The organism is Sphingomonas agri (genome assembly GCF_038148795.1).
Lineage (GTDB): Bacteria > Pseudomonadota > Alphaproteobacteria > Sphingomonadales > Sphingomonadaceae > Sphingomicrobium > Sphingomicrobium agri.
Map to the genome: position 1 here is coordinate 695,219 of NZ_JBAPEU010000002.1, position 21,389 is coordinate 716,607.

The 21,389-nt window shown below is 63.2% G+C and carries 22 protein-coding genes, 1 tRNA gene and 3 pseudogenes; 14 read left to right on the plus strand and 12 right to left on the minus strand.

Features of this window, described 5'->3' with window-relative positions; translation table 11 throughout:
- Positions 1 to 43: 43 nt before the first annotated feature.
- A pseudogene (locus tag V8192_RS14660) lies at positions 44 to 481 on the plus strand (class I SAM-dependent methyltransferase); the annotation flags it as partial.
- A 147-nt stretch (positions 482 to 628) separates the two neighbouring features.
- Here the strand turns inward: V8192_RS14660 and V8192_RS10290 are convergent.
- The gene (locus V8192_RS10290) at positions 629 to 2,251 is read right to left on the minus strand and encodes an erythromycin esterase family protein (RefSeq protein ID WP_341632982.1); all 1,623 of its coding nucleotides are present in this window, start codon (positions 2,249 to 2,251) and stop codon (positions 629 to 631) included.
- On the minus strand, positions 2,244 to 2,897 hold the full coding sequence (locus V8192_RS10295; RefSeq protein ID WP_341632983.1) for a protein-L-isoaspartate(D-aspartate) O-methyltransferase: 654 nt from the start codon (positions 2,895 to 2,897) through the stop codon (positions 2,244 to 2,246). Before V8192_RS10295 ends, V8192_RS10290 begins: the two co-directional genes overlap by 8 nt.
- 46 nt (positions 2,898 to 2,943) lie before the next feature.
- On the opposite strand from V8192_RS10295, the gene V8192_RS10300 reads away from it, so the two are divergent.
- The gene (locus V8192_RS10300; RefSeq protein WP_341632984.1) at positions 2,944 to 3,750 is read left to right on the plus strand and encodes a class I SAM-dependent methyltransferase; all 807 of its coding nucleotides are present in this window, start codon (positions 2,944 to 2,946) and stop codon (positions 3,748 to 3,750) included.
- On the opposite strand, the pseudogene thiS reads toward V8192_RS10300, so the two are convergent.
- Positions 3,743 to 4,753: pseudogene (thiS, locus tag V8192_RS10305) on the minus strand (sulfur carrier protein ThiS). The gene V8192_RS10300 and the pseudogene thiS overlap by 8 nt on opposite strands.
- Positions 4,754 to 4,857: 104 nt before the next feature.
- Between thiS and accB the strand changes: the two are divergent.
- Positions 4,858 to 5,370 (plus strand): acetyl-CoA carboxylase biotin carboxyl carrier protein, encoded by a 513-nt coding sequence (accB, locus tag V8192_RS10310; protein ID WP_341632985.1) that lies wholly within the window; start codon positions 4,858 to 4,860, stop codon positions 5,368 to 5,370.
- Between the two features lie 11 nt (positions 5,371 to 5,381).
- The gene (gene accC / locus V8192_RS10315; RefSeq protein WP_341632986.1) at positions 5,382 to 6,731 is read left to right on the plus strand and encodes an acetyl-CoA carboxylase biotin carboxylase subunit; all 1,350 of its coding nucleotides are present in this window, start codon (positions 5,382 to 5,384) and stop codon (positions 6,729 to 6,731) included.
- On the opposite strand, the gene V8192_RS10320 is transcribed toward accC, so the two are convergent.
- The gene (locus V8192_RS10320) at positions 6,683 to 6,985 is read right to left on the minus strand and encodes a GCG_CRPN prefix-to-repeats domain-containing protein (protein WP_341632987.1); all 303 of its coding nucleotides are present in this window, start codon (positions 6,983 to 6,985) and stop codon (positions 6,683 to 6,685) included. The genes accC and V8192_RS10320 overlap by 49 nt on opposite strands.
- A gap of 140 nt (positions 6,986 to 7,125) precedes the next feature.
- Here V8192_RS10320 and V8192_RS10325 point away from each other — a divergent pair, with 140 nt between their 5' ends.
- Together V8192_RS10325 and V8192_RS10330 are read left to right on the plus strand one after the other, a co-directional pair.
- Positions 7,126 to 8,361 (plus strand): MFS transporter, encoded by a 1,236-nt coding sequence (locus tag V8192_RS10325; protein ID WP_341632988.1) that lies wholly within the window; start codon positions 7,126 to 7,128, stop codon positions 8,359 to 8,361.
- Between the two features lie 43 nt (positions 8,362 to 8,404).
- Complete coding sequence (locus V8192_RS10330) at positions 8,405 to 9,112, plus strand: energy transducer TonB (RefSeq protein ID WP_341632989.1); 708 nt, start codon at positions 8,405 to 8,407, stop codon at positions 9,110 to 9,112.
- Here V8192_RS10330 and V8192_RS10335 read toward each other — a convergent pair.
- A complete protein-coding gene (locus V8192_RS10335; RefSeq protein ID WP_341632990.1) occupies positions 9,109 to 10,488 on the minus strand; it encodes a L,D-transpeptidase family protein in 1,380 nt (459 codons plus the stop codon). The two genes, V8192_RS10330 and V8192_RS10335, sit on opposite strands and share 4 nt — an antisense overlap.
- A gap of 52 nt (positions 10,489 to 10,540) precedes the next feature.
- Positions 10,541 to 11,110, minus strand: a complete 570-nt coding sequence (locus V8192_RS10340) for a YMGG-like glycine zipper-containing protein (RefSeq protein WP_341632991.1) — start codon at positions 11,108 to 11,110, stop codon at positions 10,541 to 10,543.
- 199 nt (positions 11,111 to 11,309) lie between these two features.
- Between V8192_RS10340 and arsC the strand changes: the two genes are divergently transcribed.
- Together arsC and aat are read left to right on the plus strand one after the other, a co-directional pair.
- Positions 11,310 to 11,657, plus strand: coding sequence for an arsenate reductase (glutaredoxin) (arsC, locus tag V8192_RS10345; protein ID WP_341632992.1), 348 nt, complete (start codon positions 11,310 to 11,312; stop codon positions 11,655 to 11,657).
- 11 nt (positions 11,658 to 11,668) lie between these two features.
- Positions 11,669 to 12,391, plus strand: a complete 723-nt coding sequence (gene aat / locus V8192_RS10350) for a leucyl/phenylalanyl-tRNA--protein transferase (protein ID WP_341632993.1) — start codon at positions 11,669 to 11,671, stop codon at positions 12,389 to 12,391.
- A gap of 35 nt (positions 12,392 to 12,426) precedes the next feature.
- Here the strand turns inward: aat and V8192_RS10355 are convergent.
- The 5 genes and pseudogenes from V8192_RS10355 to V8192_RS10375 all read right to left on the minus strand — a co-directional run.
- Positions 12,427 to 12,660: pseudogene (locus V8192_RS10355) on the minus strand (DUF2155 domain-containing protein); the annotation flags it as partial.
- Between the two features lie 140 nt (positions 12,661 to 12,800).
- Positions 12,801 to 13,184 carry an NADH:ubiquinone oxidoreductase subunit NDUFA12 gene (locus tag V8192_RS10360; protein ID WP_341632994.1) on the minus strand — a complete coding sequence of 128 codons (384 nt, stop codon included), beginning with the start codon at positions 13,182 to 13,184 and terminating at the stop codon, positions 12,801 to 12,803.
- Positions 13,185 to 13,223: 39 nt separating this feature from the next.
- Entirely contained in the window at positions 13,224 to 13,583 is a 360-nt protein-coding gene (locus tag V8192_RS10365) for a DUF192 domain-containing protein (RefSeq protein ID WP_341632995.1), read from the minus strand.
- A gap of 95 nt (positions 13,584 to 13,678) precedes the next feature.
- Positions 13,679 to 14,278, minus strand: a complete 600-nt coding sequence (locus tag V8192_RS10370; protein ID WP_341632996.1) for a cold-shock protein — start codon at positions 14,276 to 14,278, stop codon at positions 13,679 to 13,681.
- Between the two features lie 44 nt (positions 14,279 to 14,322).
- Positions 14,323 to 14,889: a regulatory protein RecX gene (locus tag V8192_RS10375; RefSeq protein ID WP_341632997.1), complete on the minus strand. Its 567-nt coding sequence runs from the start codon at positions 14,887 to 14,889 to the stop codon at positions 14,323 to 14,325.
- Between the two features lie 92 nt (positions 14,890 to 14,981).
- On the opposite strand from V8192_RS10375, the gene V8192_RS10380 reads away from it, so the two are divergent.
- Together V8192_RS10380 and V8192_RS10385 are read left to right on the plus strand one after the other, a co-directional pair.
- A complete protein-coding gene (locus V8192_RS10380; RefSeq protein ID WP_341632998.1) occupies positions 14,982 to 16,748 on the plus strand; it encodes a fatty acyl-AMP ligase in 1,767 nt (588 codons plus the stop codon).
- A 138-nt stretch (positions 16,749 to 16,886) separates the two neighbouring features.
- Complete coding sequence (locus V8192_RS10385) at positions 16,887 to 17,144, plus strand: PilZ domain-containing protein (RefSeq protein WP_341633330.1); 258 nt, start codon at positions 16,887 to 16,889, stop codon at positions 17,142 to 17,144.
- On the opposite strand, the gene V8192_RS10390 is transcribed toward V8192_RS10385, so the two are convergent.
- Positions 17,141 to 17,734, minus strand: a complete 594-nt coding sequence (locus tag V8192_RS10390; RefSeq protein WP_341632999.1) for a cytochrome b — start codon at positions 17,732 to 17,734, stop codon at positions 17,141 to 17,143. The two genes, V8192_RS10385 and V8192_RS10390, sit on opposite strands and share 4 nt — an antisense overlap.
- A gap of 418 nt (positions 17,735 to 18,152) precedes the next feature.
- Here V8192_RS10390 and V8192_RS10395 point away from each other — a divergent pair, with 418 nt between their 5' ends.
- The 4 genes from V8192_RS10395 (at position 18,153) to nusG (ending at position 21,235) form a co-directional block, all read left to right on the plus strand.
- On the plus strand, positions 18,153 to 20,126 hold the full coding sequence (locus V8192_RS10395; RefSeq protein ID WP_341633000.1) for a CocE/NonD family hydrolase: 1,974 nt from the start codon (positions 18,153 to 18,155) through the stop codon (positions 20,124 to 20,126).
- Positions 20,127 to 20,170: 44 nt separating this feature from the next.
- Positions 20,171 to 20,246 (plus strand) — tRNA-Trp (locus tag V8192_RS10400).
- A 190-nt stretch (positions 20,247 to 20,436) separates the two neighbouring features.
- Positions 20,437 to 20,634, plus strand: coding sequence for a preprotein translocase subunit SecE (secE, locus tag V8192_RS10405; protein WP_341633001.1), 198 nt, complete (start codon positions 20,437 to 20,439; stop codon positions 20,632 to 20,634).
- Between the two features lie 61 nt (positions 20,635 to 20,695).
- Complete coding sequence (nusG, locus tag V8192_RS10410) at positions 20,696 to 21,235, plus strand: transcription termination/antitermination protein NusG (RefSeq protein WP_341633002.1); 540 nt, start codon at positions 20,696 to 20,698, stop codon at positions 21,233 to 21,235.
- The last annotated feature ends 154 nt before the right edge of the window (positions 21,236 to 21,389 follow it).

The following is a 21,389-nucleotide window of genomic DNA, read 5'->3' on the forward strand; positions in this document are numbered from 1 at the left end:
GGCGACATGAACTGCGGAGCTTGGAAGACGCACACAAGCTCGAGTGAGCCCGCCATACGCAACCAATACCGCAGAAGCGTGGAGTCTATTCTGGTCCGGCCACGGTCGAAACTCCCGTTGTCTCGGGCGCAGCCCCGATCTTAGCGATCCTCTCGACGAACACTGGTCGGCTCTCGCATCCAGGCTGTCCAAAACCGCCCGCGTGCTCGACCTCGGCTGCGGATCGGGAGCGGTCGGCCGAGCACTCAGGGAGACAGGCCCGCAACTGGCGGTGACGGGCGTCGACATCGCCCGGGTTCCGGGCTCAGCGAGCCCGGAACTCCGGCTTCTTTCCAACGTGGCGATGGAAGCCCTGCCATTTCCGGAATGCTCGTTCGACTGCGCGGTGAGCCAATTTGGCTATGAATACGGCGATCCCGTCGCGACCTCGACGCAGGTAGCGCGTGTATTGGTGCCGCGTGGTCGGCTGTCGTTGCTGGTCCATCACCCGGACGGCCCCGTCCTGGCGGCGATGCGACGCCATCGGCGAGCGATCGAGGGCCTGTGCGGGGTCCGCGTCCAGGCCGCATTCTTTTCGGGCGACGCGAGGGCTCTTTCCGAGCGGATCGCGCTCCTGAAAAGCGAAGTTTCAAATGACTCGCTGATCGAGGAAGCAGGCCGCGGTCTCCATTCGCATATCCGCAGTCCCGAGCTCGGCAGGATGCAGGTCTGGCGGGCCGTTGTGGACGCTCTTGCACCCGAGCTCGTCATGCTCGACTCGCTTGCGCTCTGCTGTGTTGATGATCGCAGCATCGAGAATTTGCTGCAGCCGCTCGCGACCGGCTTTGAACTTCAGCCCCGAAAGCTGCTCCGGACGCGGAGCGGCGAGGCGCTCGCCTGGGTCATTGAAGGGGTCCGTCGCCCTTAGGAACCGTTGCTCTGGTGTCGGCCGCGGCAACGGCGATATCGGTCGCAAGGCGCGGGACCTTCGCCAGGACGACCTGCTGTTTGTGACGGCATGAGTTTCGTCGAACCACACCCAGGCATCGAACTGCCGCGCGAGGATCGCATCGCTATAGTGGCTCCAGCGCTCTGTCTCCGGGCGGTAAATGACCCCGATGAACCGCTCGAGCCGCGGTTCGAGCAGCGCCTCGCCCACCTCACGTCCAACCGCGCCGGAACGCAGGTCAAGCAGGAAACGCGGCAACGCGCTGTCGTGACTTGCCCGTTCATGGCTCTGCGGCAGCGAGGGACGAATTTGTTTTATCTGCATCGGCTCGTCCCAGTCGTCGGCCGCGGCGACGGTTCCACTATGTGTCCCAAAGCCGATCAACCTGGCCTTCGAGTCCCACTTTTCCTTGGCTAGCTGGCCGATGTTCAGCTCTCCGCGTCGCTGCCCCATTTCGGTTGAAGCCGCATTGCCGATATGACTGTTATGAGCCCAGACGATCGCCTTCGACTGTGGGCCCTTGGCCTCCAGGATCATGGCGAGCGTCTCGAACATGTGCGTGTCGCGCAGGTTCCAGCTCTCCGCGGAGCCATGATACATGACCCGGTAGTAAGCCTCGGCGTCCTTAACGAGACGTGCGTTCGCGGCCGCGTCCAGCCATTCGTCGCATTCGGGGGAGTAACAGTCGAGCTGCCGCTGCAGCAGATCCTTCAGCATCTGGATGACGCCGACTTCGCAGCGCGCATAGCCCTCCAGAAGCGCATTGCGACCGTAGAGCTGAGGCTCGTCGGCCCATGGCTCAAGACAGCCGTAGCGGCGGTGCGCAATCTGCGCGAGTTCGGGGTCTTCGCGCTCCAGAAATTCGATGACCGCCTGCATCGAGCCGGAGAGATTGTAGAGATCGAGCCCGTAGAAGCCGCACATGCCCTCATAGGGCCTGCCGGCATTATGGGCGCGAAGCCAGTGAACGAAGTCGTCAAACTCGCGGTTGCGCCACATCCAGGTTGGAAAGCGCTCGAAAGCGCGAAGTTCGCCAGACCGCCACTCGCGATGCCTGACGGTCCGGTCGATGGTGGCTGCATCGGGCCAGTCAGCCTCGAGGGCGACGATGTTGAACCCGTGATGCTCGATCAATCGCCTCGAGATAGCCGCTCGGGCGCGGTAGAATTCGGACGTACCGTGGCTCGCTTCGCCGAGGAGAACCACCCGCGCATCGGCAAAACGATCGAAGAACGCCCCAAACCGCTCGTCCTCGATGTCGGGCAGCGGCTCAGCCGCCCCGGCAATCAGCCGCGACGTGCGATCCAGTTCCGAATCAAGCATCTTTCCAACCTTGCTCGCCGATCAGTGGAACGAACCGTACTGCGCCGAGGTCCGACTGTTGAAGCGACCCATCCTCGCTCTTGAGGATACGGATGAGCTTCTGGTTCCAGCCCGGCTCACCCAGCGGCATGACAAGTCGCCCCCCGGTCTTCAGCTGGTCGACGAGCGGTTGAGGCACGTGGCTGCCGCTCGCTGCCGCGAGGATCGCATCATAGGGTGCCGCCTCGGACCAGCCCTTGGTACCGTCGCCTTCGACGATAACGACATTGTCGTAGCCGAGAAGCTGGAGCCTCTTGCTTGCGACCTCGACCAGCTCGTGCTGCCGCTCGATACCGATCACTTGCGCCGCGATGCGGCTGATGACGGCAGCGGCATACCCCGAGCCTGATCCGACCTCGAGCACCCTGTCGCCGCGCCGGATGGCCGCGGCCTGGATCATCAGCGCGACGATATAGGGCTGTGAGATGGTTTGCTCTGCCTCGATCGGAAGCGGGTGATCACCGTAAGCGAGATGGGCGACATTCCCGCCAACAAATGCTTCGCGCGGAACGGCGCGAAACGCGTCGAGGATGTCCGGCTCGGTGATTCCCCGGCGGCGCAGCTGCCGTTCGACCATCGCCTCGCGCTCGGATGCGAAGTCTGTCATGGACTCGATTCCCAGCGAGAACCAACGGAGCAAGGGGGGCGTTCCGATGACCGGCACCGACAGCGTCTTCGCCGGCTCCATTCCGGTGATTTACGACCGCTACATGGTGCCGCTCATATTCCGTCCCTACGCCCGGCACGCAGCAGAAAAAGCACGGGAGCTGCACCCCCGCCGGATCCTCGAGACGGCGGCGGGGACTGGAGTGCTGACAGAGGCTCTACTCGACGTCCTTCCAGATGCGCAGATCGTCGCGACCGATCTCAACCAGCCCATGCTCGAGCGGGCGATCAGCCGCCTAAGATCGCCCAACATCAGCTTCCTGCAGGGTGACGCGCTCTCATTGCCCTTTGACGATGGCAGCTTCGATCTCGTCGCCTGCCAGTTCGGCGTGATGTTCTTCCCGGACAAGGTGAAGGCAAACAGGGAGGCCTGGCGGGTCCTTCGGGACGGCGGGACCTACCTTCTCCTGGTCTGGAACAGCATCGATTCAAACCTTGCCACCAAGGTCGCCGGACGCGCCGTTGCCGACCTCTTTCCCGAGAACTGTACCGCCTTTTACGAGCGGGTGCCCTTCCGTTACTTCGACACGGCACGGATCGAGGAGGATCTTCGTGCTGCGGGCTTTGCGAGTATCGAGATCGAAACCGTCGATCTTCGAAGCCGCGCGGCATCGGCCCACGACGCAGCGATCGCGCTCACGCAAGGGACGCCAATGAGATCCGACATCGAGAAGCAAGGGGAAGGCGCACTTGCGTTGGCGACAGACGCGGCAAGTGCGGCGCTGCGCCAGTTTGAAGGTGCAAAGGGCTTTGATGCGCCCATGTCGGCGCACGTCGTGACCGCGACTAAATAAGGCCCGCGAGCGGGCTGCTGGGATCTGCGTAACGCCGCTTCTGCATGCGTCCTGCAAGATAGGCGAGGCGCCCAGCTTCAACCGCCGCCCTCATCGCGCGCGCCATCAATACCGGGTCCTTTGCCTCGGCGATGGCTGTATTCATGAGAACGCCCTCGCAGCCAAGTTCCATCGCTTCGGCGGCATCGCTGGCCGTACCGACGCCGGCGTCGACCAATACGGGCACTCCTGCTCCCTCGACGATCAGCCTGATCGTGACGAGATTCTGCAGTCCCAGCCCGGAGCCGATTGGCGCCCCCAGCGGCATGATCGCGACGGCGCCCGCTTCCTCGAGCTGCTTGGCAGCGATCGGATCGTCGACGCAATAGACCATCGGTTCGAAGCCTTCCTTGACGAGGACCTCGGTCGCGCGAAGCGTTTCGCGCATGTTCGGGTAGAGGGTCTTGGCCTCGCCCAGCACCTCCAGCTTCACGAGGTTCCAGCCGCCCGCCTCGCGCGCGAGGCGCAGGGTGCGGATCGCCTCGTCGGCTGAAAAGCAACCGGCCGTGTTGGGTAGATAGGTGATTTTGTTGGGATCAATGAAATCGGTGAGCCTCGGCTGGCTCGGGTCCGAGACGTTCACCCGCCGGACCGCGACGGTGACGATTTCCGCTCCCGATGCCTCGACTGCAGCCGCATTTTCTTCGAGGCTCTTGTACTTGCCCGTGCCGACGATCAGCCGCGACGTGAACAGGCGGCCCGCGACGCTCCAGCGGTCGGCCTTGATCTTCTGTTGCGCCGTCACTCAACCTCCTCCAACGAAATGCACGATTTCAAAATCATCGCCGTCCTCGACACAAACGAGCCCGAGCGTGGAACGCGGGACGATCTCGAGATTGCGCTCGACAGCCACGCGCAGTGGATCAAGGCCAAGGCCATTCAGCATCTCGGCGACGCTGATCCCGCCGGGTACCCGTCGGTGCTCGCCGTTCACCCGGATTCCAAGGCTGCCGTCCAGACTCATCGGGCACGGCCTTAGGAGCCACCAGTCGCAGCGCCAAGTCTGTTCAGGGTGGACTGAGGGCGCATCGTCTGACAGAGCGCTGCACCAAAGGAATAGGGAAGAACATGCCTCAATCGAAAGAGCCCGCCCGCTCGGGGGAAAAGGATGCCATGCGCATCGATCCCGATCTGGTGCGGGAGCTTGCCGAGCTCCTCACCGCCAACGAGCTGACGGAGATCGAAGTTGCTGACGGGGAGCGGCGAATCAAGGTTGCACGCGAGGCTCCGCCGGTGATCGGCGCAATGCCGTCGGCAGGCCCCGCCATGGTTGCTGCTCCTGCCCTCACGGGTCCGCCGATGCAGGCCAAGGAGGACATAGGAACAGAAGCTGCCGGCGAGGTTGCCGGGACCATGGTCAAGTCGCCGATGGTCGGTACTGCCTTCCTTGCCTCGGAGCCTGGTGCCAACGCCTTCATCGAGGTCGGCAAGCCCGTGAAGGCTGGCGACACGCTCCTGATTGTCGAAGCCATGAAGGTAATGAACCCCATCACCGCGCCCGAGGGGGGCGTGATCAAGAAGATCATGGTCGCCGACGCCCAGCCCGTCGAGTTCGACCAGCCGCTCGTGATCATCGGCTAAGGGCCGCTCTGGTGAAGATCCAGAAACTGCTGATCGCCAACCGCGGCGAGATTGCGCTCCGCGTCCACCGAGCATGCCACGAAATGGGGATCAAGACGGTTGCGGTCCACTCCACCGCGGACACCGATGCGATGCATGTGCGCCTCGCCGACGAAACGGTGTGCATCGGGCCGCCGCCCGCGACCGAGAGCTATCTCAACATCCCCAACATCATCTCGGCGGCCGAGATCGTCCACGCCGACGCGATCCACCCCGGCTACGGCTTCCTCTCGGAGAACGCGCAGTTCGCCGAGATCGTCGAGAGCCACAACATCATCTGGGTGGGGCCCAAGCCGGAGCATATCCGAACGATGGGCGACAAGATCGAGGCGAAGCGCACCGCCGCCAAGCTTGGCCTGCCGCTCGTTCCCGGTTCCGACGGCCCGCTTCGTAGCGTCGCCGAGGCAAAGAGGCTCGCTGAGGACATCGGGTACCCCGTCCTCATCAAGGCCGCCTCGGGTGGCGGCGGACGCGGCATGAAGGTCGTGCCCGAGGAGGACCAGCTCGAGAGCCTGATGAGCCAAGCGGCATCCGAGGCTCGATCCGCGTTCGGCGACGACACGGTGTACATGGAAAAGTATCTCGCCGATCCCCGCCACATCGAATTCCAGGTGTTCGGCGACGGGAACGGCGCTGCAATTCACCTTGGCGAACGCGATTGCTCGCTTCAGCGCCGCCACCAAAAAGTGCTTGAGGAAGCGCCCTCCCCCGCGATCAGCCGCGTCGAACGGGAGCTGATGGGCGAACGCGTCCGTAAGGCGATGGCGGAGATGAGCTATCGGGGCGCCGGTACGATCGAGTTCCTGTACGAGAACGGCGAATTCTACTTCATCGAAATGAATACCCGGCTCCAGGTCGAGCATCCCGTCACCGAGATGATCACCGGAATAGATCTGGTTCGAGAGCAGATCCGGATCGCATGTGGAGAGAGCCTTTCCTGCACGCAGGACCAAGTGGTGCTTCACGGCCATGCAATCGAGTGCAGGATCAATGCAGAGGACCCTGAGACCTTTGCGCCTTCACCCGGTCTCGTGAAGAATTATGTCGCACCTGGAGGCATGCACGTGCGTGTCGATAGCGGTCTCTACACCGGCTACCGCGTGCCGCCTTATTACGACAGCATGATCGGGAAGCTGATCGTCTATGGGTCCAACAGAGACAGCTGCATCCGCCGCCTCCGACGCGCACTGGAGGAATTTGTGGTGGAGGGGATGAAGACCACCATCCCGCTTCACCAGAAGCTGGTACGCGACCCCGAATTCCTCGCCGGCGACTACACCATCAAATGGCTCGAGCAGTGGCTCGCGAGGAACGCGCAGTAACCCGCCGATCCTAGCGATAGCGCCAGCTGTTGTGGGGCGCGGTAGCGGTTGTGCCACCATCGGTTCTGATACCAGTAGCCATGGCCCGGATAATAGCGGCCGACGACATAGACCTGCGTTCGTCCACGATTTGGAACGCACATGCCATTGGGTATGCGGTGCATGCCCGGGCCGCACCCCTGCCTGGCATCGGCCGGGGCTGCCGCAACGATCGCAACAAGGCTCGCAGCTGCAAGCGCGATAAGAGCCTTCATGACCTTCTTAGTTAAGGGTCTCGGGAAACGCGGTCCTGAGACCGCCTGTTCCATGAACGAGGGTTAAGGAGCCGCGCTGAAGGCGCTTGCCGACCGGCTGGCCCGCGGGCATCACCGATCGGCTGAGGGAGAAGCCGCTGATGAGCCTGATCGCAGACCTGAAATCGCTCGAACCTTCGCAACGCAGCGCGATCTGGGCAAGCTATCTGGGCTGGACCCTCGACGCCTTCGACTATTTCCTGATGGTGTTCATGCTTTCGGCAATCGCCAGGGAATTCGGGACCGACATCAAGGCGGTTTCCCAGGCGGTCTTCCTGACGCTCGCCGCGCGCCCCATCGGCGCATTCGCCTTCGGCTGGCTGGGCGAACATTTCGGGCGACGGCCGGTATTGATGGCCAACATCATTCTCTTCTCGTTGCTCGAATTTGCGTCGGGTTTTGCGCCTTCGCTGACAAGCCTGCTGGCGCTGCGTTTCCTGTTCGGGGTCGCGATGGGCGGAGAATGGGGTCTTGGCGCGAGTCTGGTGATGGAATCCATTCCGGCAGGGCTCCGGGGGCCTGTCTCCGGACTGCTCCAGAGCGGCTATCCCTCAGGTTATTTCGTCGCGAGCCTGGTTTACTTCCTGCTCTTCGACACGATCGGCTGGCGCGGCATGTTCATGGTGGGCATCGCTCCTGCCCTCCTCGTGCTGCTCATCCGCATCCACGTCCGCGAGAGCCCCGTGTTCGAGGCACGACGCGGAATGAGCCGGCCCAATCCCGTCATGGAGCTCGTCAGGCATTGGAAGATTGCTCTTTATCTCGTCGTGCTGATGACGGCGTTCAACTTCTTCAGCCACGGCACGCAGGATCTTTATCCGACCTTCCTCCAGAAGCAGCATCACTTCGACACGCATACGACGGGGACGCTCACCGCGCTGATGAACGTGGGCGCAATGGTGGGCGGCATCTCGTTCGGAATCTGGTCGGAACGGATCGGGCGCAGGCGAGCGATCGTCATCGCAAGCCTGCTTGCTCTGCCGATCATCCCGCTCTGGGCTTTTTCCGCAACGCCCGCGCTGCTCGCTCTTGGCGGCTTCCTCATGCAGGTCGCCGTGCAGGGCGCATGGGGGATAGTGCCGGTCCACCTCAACGAGCTGTCGCCCCCGCTAGCTCGAAGCCTCTTTCCAGGCTTCGCGTACCAGCTTGGCAACCTCATCGCTTCCAAGAACGCGCCGATCCAGGCCGGCATTGCCGAAGGAAGAGGAGACGATTACGCTTTCGCACTGGCGCTTGTCTGCGGCATCACGGCCGTGATCATTGCCATCTGGACGGCAGTTGGCCCCGAACGCAAGAACGCGGACTTCACCGCAGACGCGGTGGCTGCCCGCGACTAAACCATCGCTTCGAACGGGCGTTGTTCGAAGCAAGGATATGGCTGTGTCCAGCTATCGAGGAACTGCGGGCCGACCCGACAAGGCCAAGGCAATCGCCGGCGTCGTCGCCGTTCATGCCGCTCTTGCCCTTATCATCGTCTCGGGCCTCAACGTTCAGATGGTGCAGCGCGCCGTAGAGCACCTGACGACCATCAGCATCAATGAGCCGCCGCCCCCGCCTCCCGTCCAGCCGTTGCCGAAACCGGTCCCTCGACCCGCAATGAGGCAGCCCCAAGGAACTCCCGCGAGAAGGGCCCAGGCATCACCGATTGTTGCTCCGCCGCCCAAGCTGCCCGAGCCCTCGCCCGTCCCCGCGGCTAAAGTCGCAGGCACGGGCGCAGCCTCGAGCCCGGGTGCGGCCGGGGCCGGGAATGGCCCAGGTGCAGGCGGCAGGGGAAATGGACCGGGAGGTGGTGGCAACGACTTCTCCGGTTATACGCCAGCGCGTCGCATTTCGCGGATCCCGGACCGCGAATATGGCCAGCTCGCGGCAACCGGACTTCGCACGGGAACCGTCGGTGTCACGCTACGCGTCAATCCTGACGGGACCGTCTCCAATTGCCGCGTCGCCCGCTCAAGCGGGAACGGATATGCCGATACACTGATGTGTCAGCTGACCGTGCGGTACATCCGTTTCGATCCGGCGCGCGATGCCGCCGGCCGTCCAGTCGCACAGGACGTTACGTTCTTCCCCAACTGGTGGAAGCCCTAGCGGCTTCCGGCCCCAGTGCCGCCCGTCACCGCATCGGTACCTGCAGTTGCAACCTTCGCGGCGTCGCGTCCGTAGACATCGTCGTAATAGGCAATCGAGGCGCCGTCCGGCATCGCGGTCAGGTAGGTGATGTAGACAGGCACGGGTTGGGCCAGGGGCACGGGCTGCTCCGGACCGGCGGACTGCCAGTCAAGGTCGTGCCCGAACAGCCAGCGCCCAAGACGGGCGGCGTCCTCGAGCCTTACGCAGCCACCGCTGAAGTAGCGGGCCGATTTCAGGAAGAGCTCGCGGCGCGGATTGTCGTGAAGATAGACACCAAACTGGTTCGGGAACATGAACTTCATGCGCCCCATGAAGTTCTGGGGACCGGGCTTTTGGCGGATGAGGACCTCCACCTTCCCGTCGACCACTCCCTTCCAGTCGATCGTCTTGGGATCGATGATCGTGGGATTGGGAGTCCAGTCATCGACGATTTCGTATCCCATCTTGTCGAGATAGGAGAGGCCCTGCTTGAGGACGAACTGACCGACGTCTTCGCCGGCAAGATCGGAGGGCACGTACCAATAAGGGTTGAGGGCGGCGTATCGGATGTAGGCCGTCAGCATCGGCGTGGGCCACTTGGGCTTGCCGACCACGACGACCATCGAGTCGACCGGTTTCTCGTCCTCGTACATGTAGAGGCGCTGCTGGGCGGCGTTAACGAGAACATAGCGCTGCTTGCCCGCTGGCAGTACGCGCGCCCGGGTCAGGTTGAGCGCAAGTACGTCACGCTGCTGGTCGGTTGAATAGCCATGACCTCCGAGTGCCTGACGAAGCTGCCCGTAAATAGGGTGCATCCATCCCATGGAATGAACATAATCGGGGAGCGAAGGCGCCGCTGCTGCCATCAGCAATGACGCCAGGGGGCTTGGCGCCCTGGGCCTGAGACTCGGGTCGACATAGGTGACCCCGACGCCGGGATCCTGACGCAAGTCGGTCACATAGGCGACGAACGCGGCAGAAAGCTGCCGGTCGGCCTCGTCGATCCGCTTGCGCTTCCCGGTGCGCGCAGCCTCGATCGACTGCTGAAGTCCTGCGACGTTGTATCGCGCAGGGTTCAGGCCATCGAGATTGGACGTCGAAAGGAGACCGACAAGCTGCTGCGCCGCATCGCCCGAATTCGCCGCCAGCCACAACGGATAACCGTTTCGCATGCGGTAGAAGTCATCAACCGTCTGGCCCGAAACGGGCTGCTGCGACTGTGCAACGGCGGGTGCCAGTGGCGCCGCGGCAGCAGGAACGCCCGTCGCCGCGAGCAAAACCGCGGCGAACAAACCGACATTCTTAAAAAAGTGCACCGGCCAGCGGCCGGTGCACTCATCACGCGAACTGATCACGTATTCTCCAATCAGATTTCCCGCCGAAAATTCGGTTCGGCGGCCGTCTGACTCACCCGCGTTCGCCGCGTGCCATCGGCGCCGGAGCTGGCGGAGGCGGAGGCGGAAGAGCGGTCGATGACGGCGCACCGGCATAATATTGCCCGTTGTAGACGTAGCCGTCCACCCGGCCGTCGTTGTCACGGTCGGCCCAGATCGCTCCGGCAAGACCGCCGACGGCAGCGCCGACGACCGCGCCCTGGAGGATGCTCACGCCGGGGATCACTGCGCCCGCAGCCGCGCCAAGCGCCGCGCCGCCAAGGGCGCCGGTGGCAGCACTGGCAAGAACGCTGTGCGTCGAGGGATCATAGCCCTGCGGCGTGCCGGCATAATATTGGCCGTTGTACATGTAGCCATCGACGTAGCCGTCATTGTTGTTGTCGGCCCAGACAGCGCCGGCAAGACCGCCGATCGCGGCGCCCACTGCGGCACCCTCGATGACGCTAACGCCCGGCACCACGGCACCAACGGCCGCACCGCCGGCCGCGCCGATCGCCGCGCCTTCCGCGACACGCGGATTGTTCGCGCAAGCGCCGAGCATGGCGGTACTTCCAAGCGCCAGGGCTATGATGGATTTCTGCATCGCTCTTTCTCCCGTTCAAATGAGCTGTAGAACATGCGTACGCCGGTACCTTCCGCCGACGACGGTGCATGTTACAAGCGCTGGAACGACGATCTGGCGACATCGTTCCGCAGCCGCGACAATAGGCTTGCGCGAAAGGCTGTCGACGGCGTTAAATCTTTGTTTAACCAGCTGAATCCATTTCGGAAGTAGTAGGGAAATGAAAGTTACAATTTTTCACAATCCGATGTGCGGAACATCGCGAAAGACGCTCGATATCCTGCGCGAGGCCGGCTGTGACGTCTGGATTCACGAGTATTTGAAAAACCCGCCGTCTCGCGACGAACTCGTCCGCCTTTATGCGCGTGCCGGCATTAGTCCGCGCGAGGGCCTGCGTACCAAGGAACCTCTTGCCGGCGAGCTCGGACTCGACCGTCCCGATATCAGCGACGACGAGGTTCTCGACGCGATGGTCGCCCACCCCATCCTCATCAACCGCCCGATCGTCGAGACGCCCAACGGCGTGCGGCTTTGCCGACCGCAGGACAAGGTCCGCGAGATTTTGTAAATTCCCGCCGCATGAGTCGCCTCGACCCGCGCCTGTTGCTGCAGGGTTATGCCACCGGAATCTTCCCGATGGCGGACAGCCGCAATGCGGCCGAGCTCTTCTGGGTCGAGCCGCGCAACCGGGCGCTTATCCCGCTCGATCGTTTTCACATGTCGCATTCGCTTCGCCGGACGCTTCGGTCCGGGCGGCTCGAAGTCACTCTCGACTCCGATTTTCAGGCCGTCATTTCGGCCTGTGCCGAGCGCGAAGAAACCTGGATCAACGCCGAGCTCGAGCGGGCCATGCTCGCACTTCACGGCTCGGGTCATGCCCACTCGATCGAAGTATGGAGCGGAGGCGAGCTCGTCGGCGGACTTTACGGCGTGAAGCTCGGCCGGGCCTTCTTTGGGGAAAGCATGTTCAGCCGGGTGCGCGATGCGTCGAAGGTCGCGCTCGCATGGCTGGTTGCCCGTCTCAAGGTCGGCAATTTCACGTTGCTCGACTGCCAGTTCATGACCGAGCACCTCGCCTCGCTCGGCGCGATCAGCGTGCCGCGTGAGACCTACGTCGCATTATTGTCGGCCGCGCTCGGCGGGGGCGCGCCGGCCGGCGCATTGGTCGATGCGCCCGGTTCTGCAGCCGAAGGCCCGCCGGACTTCTTCGCGCTCGAGAGGCTGCTCGAGCTCGCCGGGGCCGCTGGTGCGGGAGGGCCGGCGGGATACGTCATTTCGCAGCTTCTGGGCCAAACGTCATAGACCGGATGCTCGACGACGTTCAGCGAGGGCGATTCCTTGTAGAGCCATCCGGAGAAGATGCGGTTCCAGCGCTTGTCGGGCTGCTGGACGTCAACCTGGACGAAGGCCCCGGTCAGTTTCTCGAGCTCCCATGGAGCGGTCGTCTCGCATGCGCGCAATCGCACGATGACGTCCTTCCAGCGTGCCGACTGGCCGGGGTGAAGAGCGATATTCTGGACGATGCCGTTACGCTTGTTGAGAATGCCAAGGACCGCAACCCGCTGGGCCATCGGTGTAACTCCGCCCTGCCCGCTCGCGGTCGTGGCCGGCTGACGCGCCGTCGGAAGCGGAACGTTCTGCTGCTCGGAACGCTTGCCGCACCCGGCAAGCGCAAGCACGATCAGCAACGGAACTGCGACGTATCGCACGCTTATTCGGGGATCCAGGGTTCATAGTCCCCGGTCGAGGCCGGGCGCAGCCTGCCGGATCCAAGCGCGCCGTCGGGACGGAAAGCTTCGATCGTTCCCGTGAGATTCGCGGTCGGCTTCTGCTGAAACTTTCGCACAGGCGGAAGCGCCTTGTCGGGCAAGTCCTCGATCGTACCTCTCAACCAGAGCTGCCAGTTCGGCGGCACCCGGCTACCGTCATTCGCGCCGGAATAAATCACCCATCGCCGGTGGGGACGCTTCTTATCCTGATAATAGACGTTTCCCGCCTCGTCGCGGCCGACCTCGTTGCCGAACCGGCGCGTGAAAAGCGCCGTTCCCCACGTGGCGCCGTTCCACCAGGTGAATGTTCTGGACCAAAATCCCATGGGCGAGCGCCTTAGCGCCCCCGCTCGTCGCGAAGCAAGCTAGTGCGTCCAGTTCACCATGTCGCCTTCGTGAATTCCAAGGTCCTTCGCACGTCCGCCGCCGATCTCGAGCACGGCGACCACCGGCTCGCCGGAAGGCAGCGGTGTAATGTCCATCGGTTCGGCGTTGACGATCCGCGCGATGGTGCCGTCGCTCCTGATGTAGATGATATCGAGCGGGATGAGCGTGTGCTTCATCCAGAAGGCAACTTCCTGGGGGGGATCGTAAGGGAAGATCATGCCCCGGTCATGGGCGAGCGATTTGCGGAACATGAGGCCCCGCTCCTGCTGTTCGGGGGTCGCGGCCACCTCGACGATGAAATGATGCACGCCGTTTTTCGAACGGACCGTCAGCGGCACTTCACGAAGACCCGTCTGCGCAACGTTTTCAGCCGGAGCATTCTGGGCTGGCGCTTGAGGACTGCAGGCGATCAGTACCGCGAAAGCGCCGGCGGCTAGTCCGACCCGCCGATGGCGCGAAGTTCGACGGCGGTCAGTCCCTTGGCCGACGGCGCAATCCGGGCCTCGAGGAACTGCCCTGGCTGGAGCTCCGGCAAGTGCGAGATCCGCACCGTCTCCATGTGCACGAAGACATCCTCGCCGCCCGACTCGTCCGGTCGCTTGACGAAGCCATAGCCGCGAACGCGGTTGAACCATTTTACCTCCACCGGCTCGAACTCGCCGGCATTTTCCGCAAGTGCCTTGCGATCGGCGCGTTCACCCGCTGGAATGGACGAGCGCGGCTGTTGCGGCAAGGCCGACGAGGTGTCGATCGACAAAACCCGCTTCGCCTGCAGGCCGCGGTCAAGTCGCACGGGCACACACTCGATGACGGTACCCTCGGGAACGCTGCGGCGGCCGTGTTCGCGCAGTACGCTGAAATGGAGCAGCACATCGCCGTCCACCTCATCGCTCACCAGGAAGCCGAAGCCGCGCGTCGCATCGAACCACTTCACACGCCCGGTAATGGGCTCCATCTCGGACGGACCCGAGCTCTCGTCCGACTCCATTGCGTGGTCATTGCCCCCTTCGGCCAGTTGCAAAGCTGTACGCACCATCAGTCCCCATTAACATGGGTAATTGTGTCGGCAAACCGACTTTACGTTGTGTCGGGCCTCAAACTTTCACATAGGTTAACGAGATCGGCATCTTGCTCGGGCTCGAGGCCCACAATCTTGCGCGCAAGGGTAGAATCATGGCCCGCCCGGACCATCGCGGCAATCGCCCGTTCGCGTGTCCGGGGGTCCGCCATTTCAGCGGCGAAAGGACCGATTCTTCGCCGCTGCGCGAAGCGAAGCGCAGCCGAGACGGCCACGGTTTCGGCCGCATCGAGCGCCTCGCGGCTGTCCTCCTCGGCGATCCCCGCATGCCTCAGCTGCTCGGCCAGCCGCCGCCTCCCAAAGCCGCGGCCGGCAAGCGAGCGCGACCTGGCGAGCGCAAAGGCTGCGTCGTCGACGTATCCAAGCTCTGCAAACCTGTCGGCGAGCGCCTCGAGGTCAGGGTCGAGCGAACCCTCCCAGCCTCGCTCGCGGAGCTTTCTTGCAAGATAGGCGCGCAGCTTAGAGCGGGTCGTTGCATACTTGCCGACATAGCGCAGCGCGAGTTCGCTGAGCGCGGCGTCGTTGAGCGGCGGCGCCGTGCGCCTGGTCTTGAACGGTGGACTCACGCCGTTTTTGTGCCACAGTCCCTCGCCAAGGAGAACGCGGCTGCATGAGGGGTGCGGCCCAAACGAACGGAAACTGTCAGGGAATGGACTGCGTGCTTGAGCGCAATACTTCGGTGATCAAGAACCTCGCGCCCGCGGGGGCGACCCCGACCATCGATAACGACCTGCCGCGCCGGCTTGCCGACTTTGGCACGATTGGCGAGGCGCTCGACTATGCAGCGACGGGCAAGCGCGGCCTGAATTTCCACGACGCGCGCGGGATGCTTGCAAGCGCTTACGCCTATAAGGACCTGCGAGCCGATGCGCTTGTCGCGGGACGGCGATTCCTCGCGCTCGGCATCAAGCCGGGCGACCGCATTGCGCTGGTCGCCGAAACCGGAGCAGAGTTCGCCACAGTCTTCTTCGGCGCCGTCTATGCGGGCGCCTGGCCTGTCCCCCTGCCCTTGCCCACCAGCTTTGGCGGTCGCGACGCTTATGTCGACCAGCTCGGCGTCCAGCTGAAGAGCTGCGATCCTGCGCTCTTCCTCTACCCGCCGGAGCTTGCGGACTTCTGCGCCGACGCTGCGAAGAAGGCAGGCGTCGTCTCGCGCTCGTGGGACGAGCTTGAAGGCATTGAACCTTCCAGCGCGGCATTTCCGGACGCGCAGCCTGAGGACATTGCCTACCTTCAATATTCGAGCGGCTCGACGCGCTTTCCGCACGGTGTTGCGGTCACCCACCGAGCGCTTCTGGACAATCTGCGTGCTCATGGCATCGGCCTCCAGATCCGCGATACGGATCGCTGCGTTTCCTGGCTGCCCTGGTATCATGACATGGGACTGGTTGGCTGCTTCCTCTCGCCAATGTCGCTTCAGATGTCGGTCGACTATCTCAAGACCGAGGATTTCGCGCGCCGACCGCTTGCCTGGCTCGACATGATCACCCGCAACCCGGGCACGACGGTCAGCTATTCCCCGACCTTCGGCTACGACATCTGTTCGCGCCGAATGAGTTCCCAGACGCGCGCCCAGGACCGTTTCGACCTCGCGCGCTGGCGCATCGCCGGAAACGGGGCAGACATGATCCGCCCGGACGTCATGCAGGCCTTCGTCGACTGCTTCGACGAGGCGGGTTTCAAGGCAAGCGCATTCTGTCCGAGCTACGGTCTTGCGGAAGCGACACTGGCGGTATCGCTGATGCCGCCCGGCGAGGGAATCCGGCTCGAGCTGGTCGAGGAAAACGAATTGTCCGGCGGTGTCCCCGACGATCAGCGTCCCCGTCGCTACCGTGCGGTGGTGAATTGCGGGCGCCCGGTCACCGGAATGGAGATCGAGATCAGGGACAATGATGGCGAGATCCTGTCCGAGCGAGGGATCGGAAAGGTCTACGTCCGCGGCCAGAGCGTCATGCACAGCTATTTCCGCGACGAGGAATCGACGAAAGCGGCGCTGAGCGAGGATGGCTGGCTCGACACCGGCGACATGGGCTACATGTCCAAAGGCTACATTTTCATCGTCGGCCGCGCCAAGGACATGATCATCATCAACGGGCGCAATCACTGGCCGCAGGACATCGAATGGGCCGTCGAGCAGCTGCCAGGATTCAAGTCCGGGGATATTGCGGCGTTCGCGATCACGGGACCATCGGGCGAGGAAACCCCGGCGGTCCTCGTCCATTGCCGCGTGTCCGACGCCGCCGAGCGCGGCCGCCTTCGTGACGAGATCCGCGAGCGGGTCCGGGCAATTACCGGGATAACGCCCGTCGTCGAGCTGGTTCCCCCACGAACGCTCCCGCGTACGAGCTCGGGCAAGCTCTCGAGGACAAAGGCGCGAAACCTCTACCTGTCGGGCGAGATCCAGCCCTACGACATCGCCGCCTGAGCCGGGGAACCGGCCGGTCTTGCGATTTCTAACCCACGTTGGGGTCCAAGCCTTAAGTTCCTAGACGGCCGGATTAAACCTATGTTTACGTGGCCGCACTAGAGATCCGTTCGGACGGGGGAGCGCGTCGTGGAGCGCATGCAGGGTTGGATTGGCAGGCAGGACCGGTTTCCGGTCGAGGTCGACGCGGTGGTCCACCGCGCCGACGGCAGTCAGTCGGCGGCGCTCGTCAGCAACATTTCGAACGAGGGATGCCGCCTCGACGGCACCGACCACTTCCGGATCGGCGAGTTGCTCACGATCGCCATACCGCGGATCGGCCGGGTGAAGGCGCAGGTGCGCTGGGCCCTTTTCGGAAGCGCTGGTACAAAGTTCATCGAAGAGACGGAAATCTAGACCGCTTCTGATCGGCGCGCCGGCGGGAACATACGGCCGAGCACACGGTCGTGAAGCGCATAATGGTGATAAAGGGCAGCCGCGGCGTGGCCTGCGGCGATGATGATGATGCCCCAGCCGATTTTCTCGTGAAGGTCATGGAGCGTATGCCGCGAGGTGCGGTCGAGGGCGCCGAAGGGGTTGGGAATGCCGATCCCGAAGAAAGCCACCGGGTGACCCTGTGCCCAGCGCCAGAGGAAGCCCGTCGTCGCCTGCGCCGCCAACAGTACATAGAAGAGGTAATGGACGCCCTTCGAGAGCGTCCGGACCCAGCCAAGCTCGAGCGATGAAACCTGATGGCCCGGCAGCAGGCGCCAGATTATCCGGGCGATGATGACAACGGTCAGAAGAACGCCGAGCGAGACGTGCAGGCTTTGCATCGTTTCACGGGTATCACGCGCCCAATAGTCCCAGGTTATTGCCGAAACGAACTGCACGATGACGAGTACCGCGGTTGTCCAGTGAAGGCCGATCGCCACGCTGTCATAGGTCGTTCCGTCATCAGCGGCGATCACGCGCGTTGTGCGGTCGAAGAAGGTCCGGTCGTTCATTTCACCTGCCTGTCCAAGCCCGTCTTGTTGCAAGAGTTCGCGAAAAGCGCGAACGCTTCAAGATATATCTTCGCCCCATCGGCTCGAATGTCGCCCGCCAACATCTCGCGTTGCGCTTTCGTTCCGACGGCGAGCGCTGCAGCTTTGCAGGCTCTGGCCCGACAATCTGCGGGTCTGTCCACGACCCAGGCGCAAACGGCCGTATCCCCGAACGATTTCGCGCGGGCACCGTCACCCCAGCTCCGAAGAGCAAGACGTCTATGGCAATGCAGGCGATCCACTGCAGGCTTTGAAGAGCGTTGGCGAACCTCGTCATGACCGCGCTTCGCGGGGGCCGCTCCTTTTCGACTGGAAAACCGGACCCGGGTTGCTCCTCGTGCGCGCGCCATGCCAATAGCGCCGCGCGAGAGGGAGTCGAATGAGCCTCAAGAAATTGGCGTTCCTTGCAGCGGCGCTGGCGCTTGCGCCCCCCGTGTTCGCCGAGAGCCACGTACAGCCCGCCGTCCAGCCGGGCGGAGACATCCCGCCGCACTTCCAGCCGGTCGCGCCGATCCCGAAGGGCGGCGACATCCCGCAGCGCTTCGTGCCGCCGCGCGCCGAATTCCAATATGTGCGCCGCGAGGTTCACATTCCGATGCGCGACGGGGCGAGCCTCTATGCCGTCCTCATCATTCCGCGCGGTGGCGGCACGGGCGGCAAGCATCCGATCATGCTCGATCGCACGCCTTACTCCGCCGACAAGGCGACCGAGCGCGGCGGTTTCGGCCCATGGCCGGAGAATATCCTCTCGCCGCTCAATGCCGAGCTCGTGCGCGCGGGCTACATCGTCGCCGTTGAGGACGTGCGCGGTAAATATAAGTCCGAGGGCGATTACGTCATGAACCGGCCCCTCAAGGGCCCCCTCAATCCGACAAGCGTGGACCATTCGACCGATGCCTGGGACACGATCGAGTGGCTGGTGAAGAACGTCCCCGAGTCGAACGGCCGAGTGGGAACGTTCGGAACGAGCTACGACGGCTTCACCGCCCTGATGACCCTCGTCAATCCACACCCAGCCCTCAAGGCCTCCGTCCCGATCAATCCGATGGTCGACGTCTGGAAGGGCGACGACTGGTTCCACAACGGCGCATTCCGCCAGGAAATGATCGGCTACGTCTATGGCCAGACGGCCAACAAGAAGTCGGAGGAACAATGGTTCTCCGGCGCTTACGACGACTACGCCACCTTTCTCCGCCACGGTTCAGCAGGAGAGTACGGCCGTGCGATGGGAATGGACCAGTTACCCTTCTGGCTACGGCTGACGCAGCATCCCGCCTATGACGAATATTGGCAGGACCAGGCGGTAGACCGGATCCTTGCCGCGAGACCCCTGACCGTCCCGACCCTGCTCGTCGATAGCGAATGGGACCAGGAAGACATTTACGGAGCGCCTGCCGTGTTCGACGCGGTCAAGCGAGGGGACAATGGCAACGCCCATCTCGTGCTTGGCCCGTGGCACCACGGACAGGCGAACATCAGCGCATATTCGCTTGGTCCCATCGAGTGGGGCTCCGATACCGCCAAATGGTTCCGCCAGAACGTGATGATCCCGTTCCTCGACGAACATCTGAAAGCCGGACCGCCCGCCAACATCGCGCGAGTCACCGCCTTCGAGGCCGGAACGAACCAGTGGAAGCAGCTCAATGACTGGCCGCTCGCCTGTGCCGCCGGGTGCCCGGCAAACCTCACCCCGCTCTATCTGACCCCGGGCAACGGAATGAGCTTTGCTGTTCCAGGCGGACGGGCATTCGATTCCTACGTCTCCGATCCAGCGCGTCCCGTCACCTACCGTGCCCGTCCGAACCTGCCGCCCTACGGCCCCAACTCGAGCTGGCGGCAGTGGCTCGTCGATGACCAGCGTTTCGCCGAAGCGCGAACCGACGTCCTCACTTATTCCAGCGCCCCGATGAGCGAGCCGCTGCGTCTTGCGGGAACGCCGCTGGTTCATCTCGTCGCCTCGACCAGCGGCACCGACAGCGACTGGATCGTGAAGCTGATCGATGTCTATCCCGACCAATATCCGCAAAAACCCGAACTCGGGGGCTATGAGCTGGCGATCGCCATGGACGTGATGCGCGGCCGCTACCGGACCGATCCGGCGCATCCTAGTCCCGTTCCAGCAAACCAGCCCGTCAGTTACGAGTTCGCATTGCCACAGGTCGACTATGTGGTTCAGCCCGGGCACCGGCTCATGATCCAGGTCCAGTCCACCTGGTTCCCGCTCTACGATCGCAACCCGCAGACTTTTGTCCCGAATATCTTCTTTGCGAAGCCCGGCGACTATCGTGCGCAGACGCAGCGGGTGTTCACTGGGACGGGCGGCAGCTGGATCGGTCTTCCGATCGTTCACTGAGCCTTGCGCGGCGCGCTCCTGCTGGCTACCTGCCCTCGCGTCCTAGGAGTGTAGCTCAGTTGGTAGAGCATCGGTCTCCAAAACCGAGGGCCGGGGGTTCGAGTCCCTCCACTCCTGCCACCCTTCCCTTCCGCCCGACGAGGAGCAATGCGCGGCCGAGGTGCGGTCAAGCAGGACCCCGCAACGAGTGACATCGGACGGCAGTTTCACGACCTTGAAGAGTCGAGCTGCCGCCGCTAAGTGAGCCGCAGCCCCGCCGCCCCGAGAGGTCCGCGGGGCGCTTTTCTATCCGCAAGCGAGCAGAACGAACGTGGCCAAAGTCTCCCCCGGCGAATTCATCCGTCAGGTCCGTGTCGAAACGGGCAGAGTGCACTGGCCGACCCGCAAGGAGACGGTCGCGACCGCGATCATGGTCATCATCATGACTCTGCTGCTTGCTTTCTTTTTCGCCGCGACCGACGCCTTCTTCTCGACGGTCGTGAAATATCTGCTGAGCTTCCTCGGCTAGCTTTCATCCCACTGCTCCTTCCCAGGAGAGATCGGGATCAGGGATCTAAAAGGTAAGAACAATGTCCCGCTGGTACATCATCCACGCTTATTCGGGCTTCGAGAACAAGGTCCGTGACGCGATCATGAGCGAAGCGACCCGAATGGGGCTCGAGCGCTTCGTCGAACAGATCGAGGTGCCTACCGAGACTGTCACCGAGATCAAACGCGGCAAGCGCGTCGAATCCGAGCGCAAGTTCATGCCCGGTTACGTTCTCGCCAAGCTCGAGATGAACGACCAGGTCTACCACCTCGTCAAGAACACCCCCAAGGTAACGGGTTTCCTGGGACCGGGCGGAAAGCCCCAGCCGATCCCGGATGCGCAGGCGGCGCGCATGCTCAGCACCAAGGACGAAGCAGCAACCCACGCGCCAAAGGCGAAGATCAATGTCGACTATGAGATCGGCGATGCGGTGAAGGTGCTCGACGGACCTTTCGCAAGCTTCAACGGCGTCGTGGAAGAGCTCGATTTCGACCGCGGCCGAGTGAAGGTTTCGGTCAGCATCTTCGGTCGTGCCACCCCGGTCGAGCTCGAGTTCGAGCAAGTCGAGAGAGTGAAGTAACCAGGGGTCACGAGCCCAAATCCGGTTACTGCATCAGGCTGAGGGCCGCTTTCGGACGGTCCTTTTCTTCTTTGGCCAGGGGCAATTTTGCTGATGTCGTCCCTCAGGGGCGCTTACCGGTGCCCGCCCGCAACGCTTCACCGCATGCGGGCAC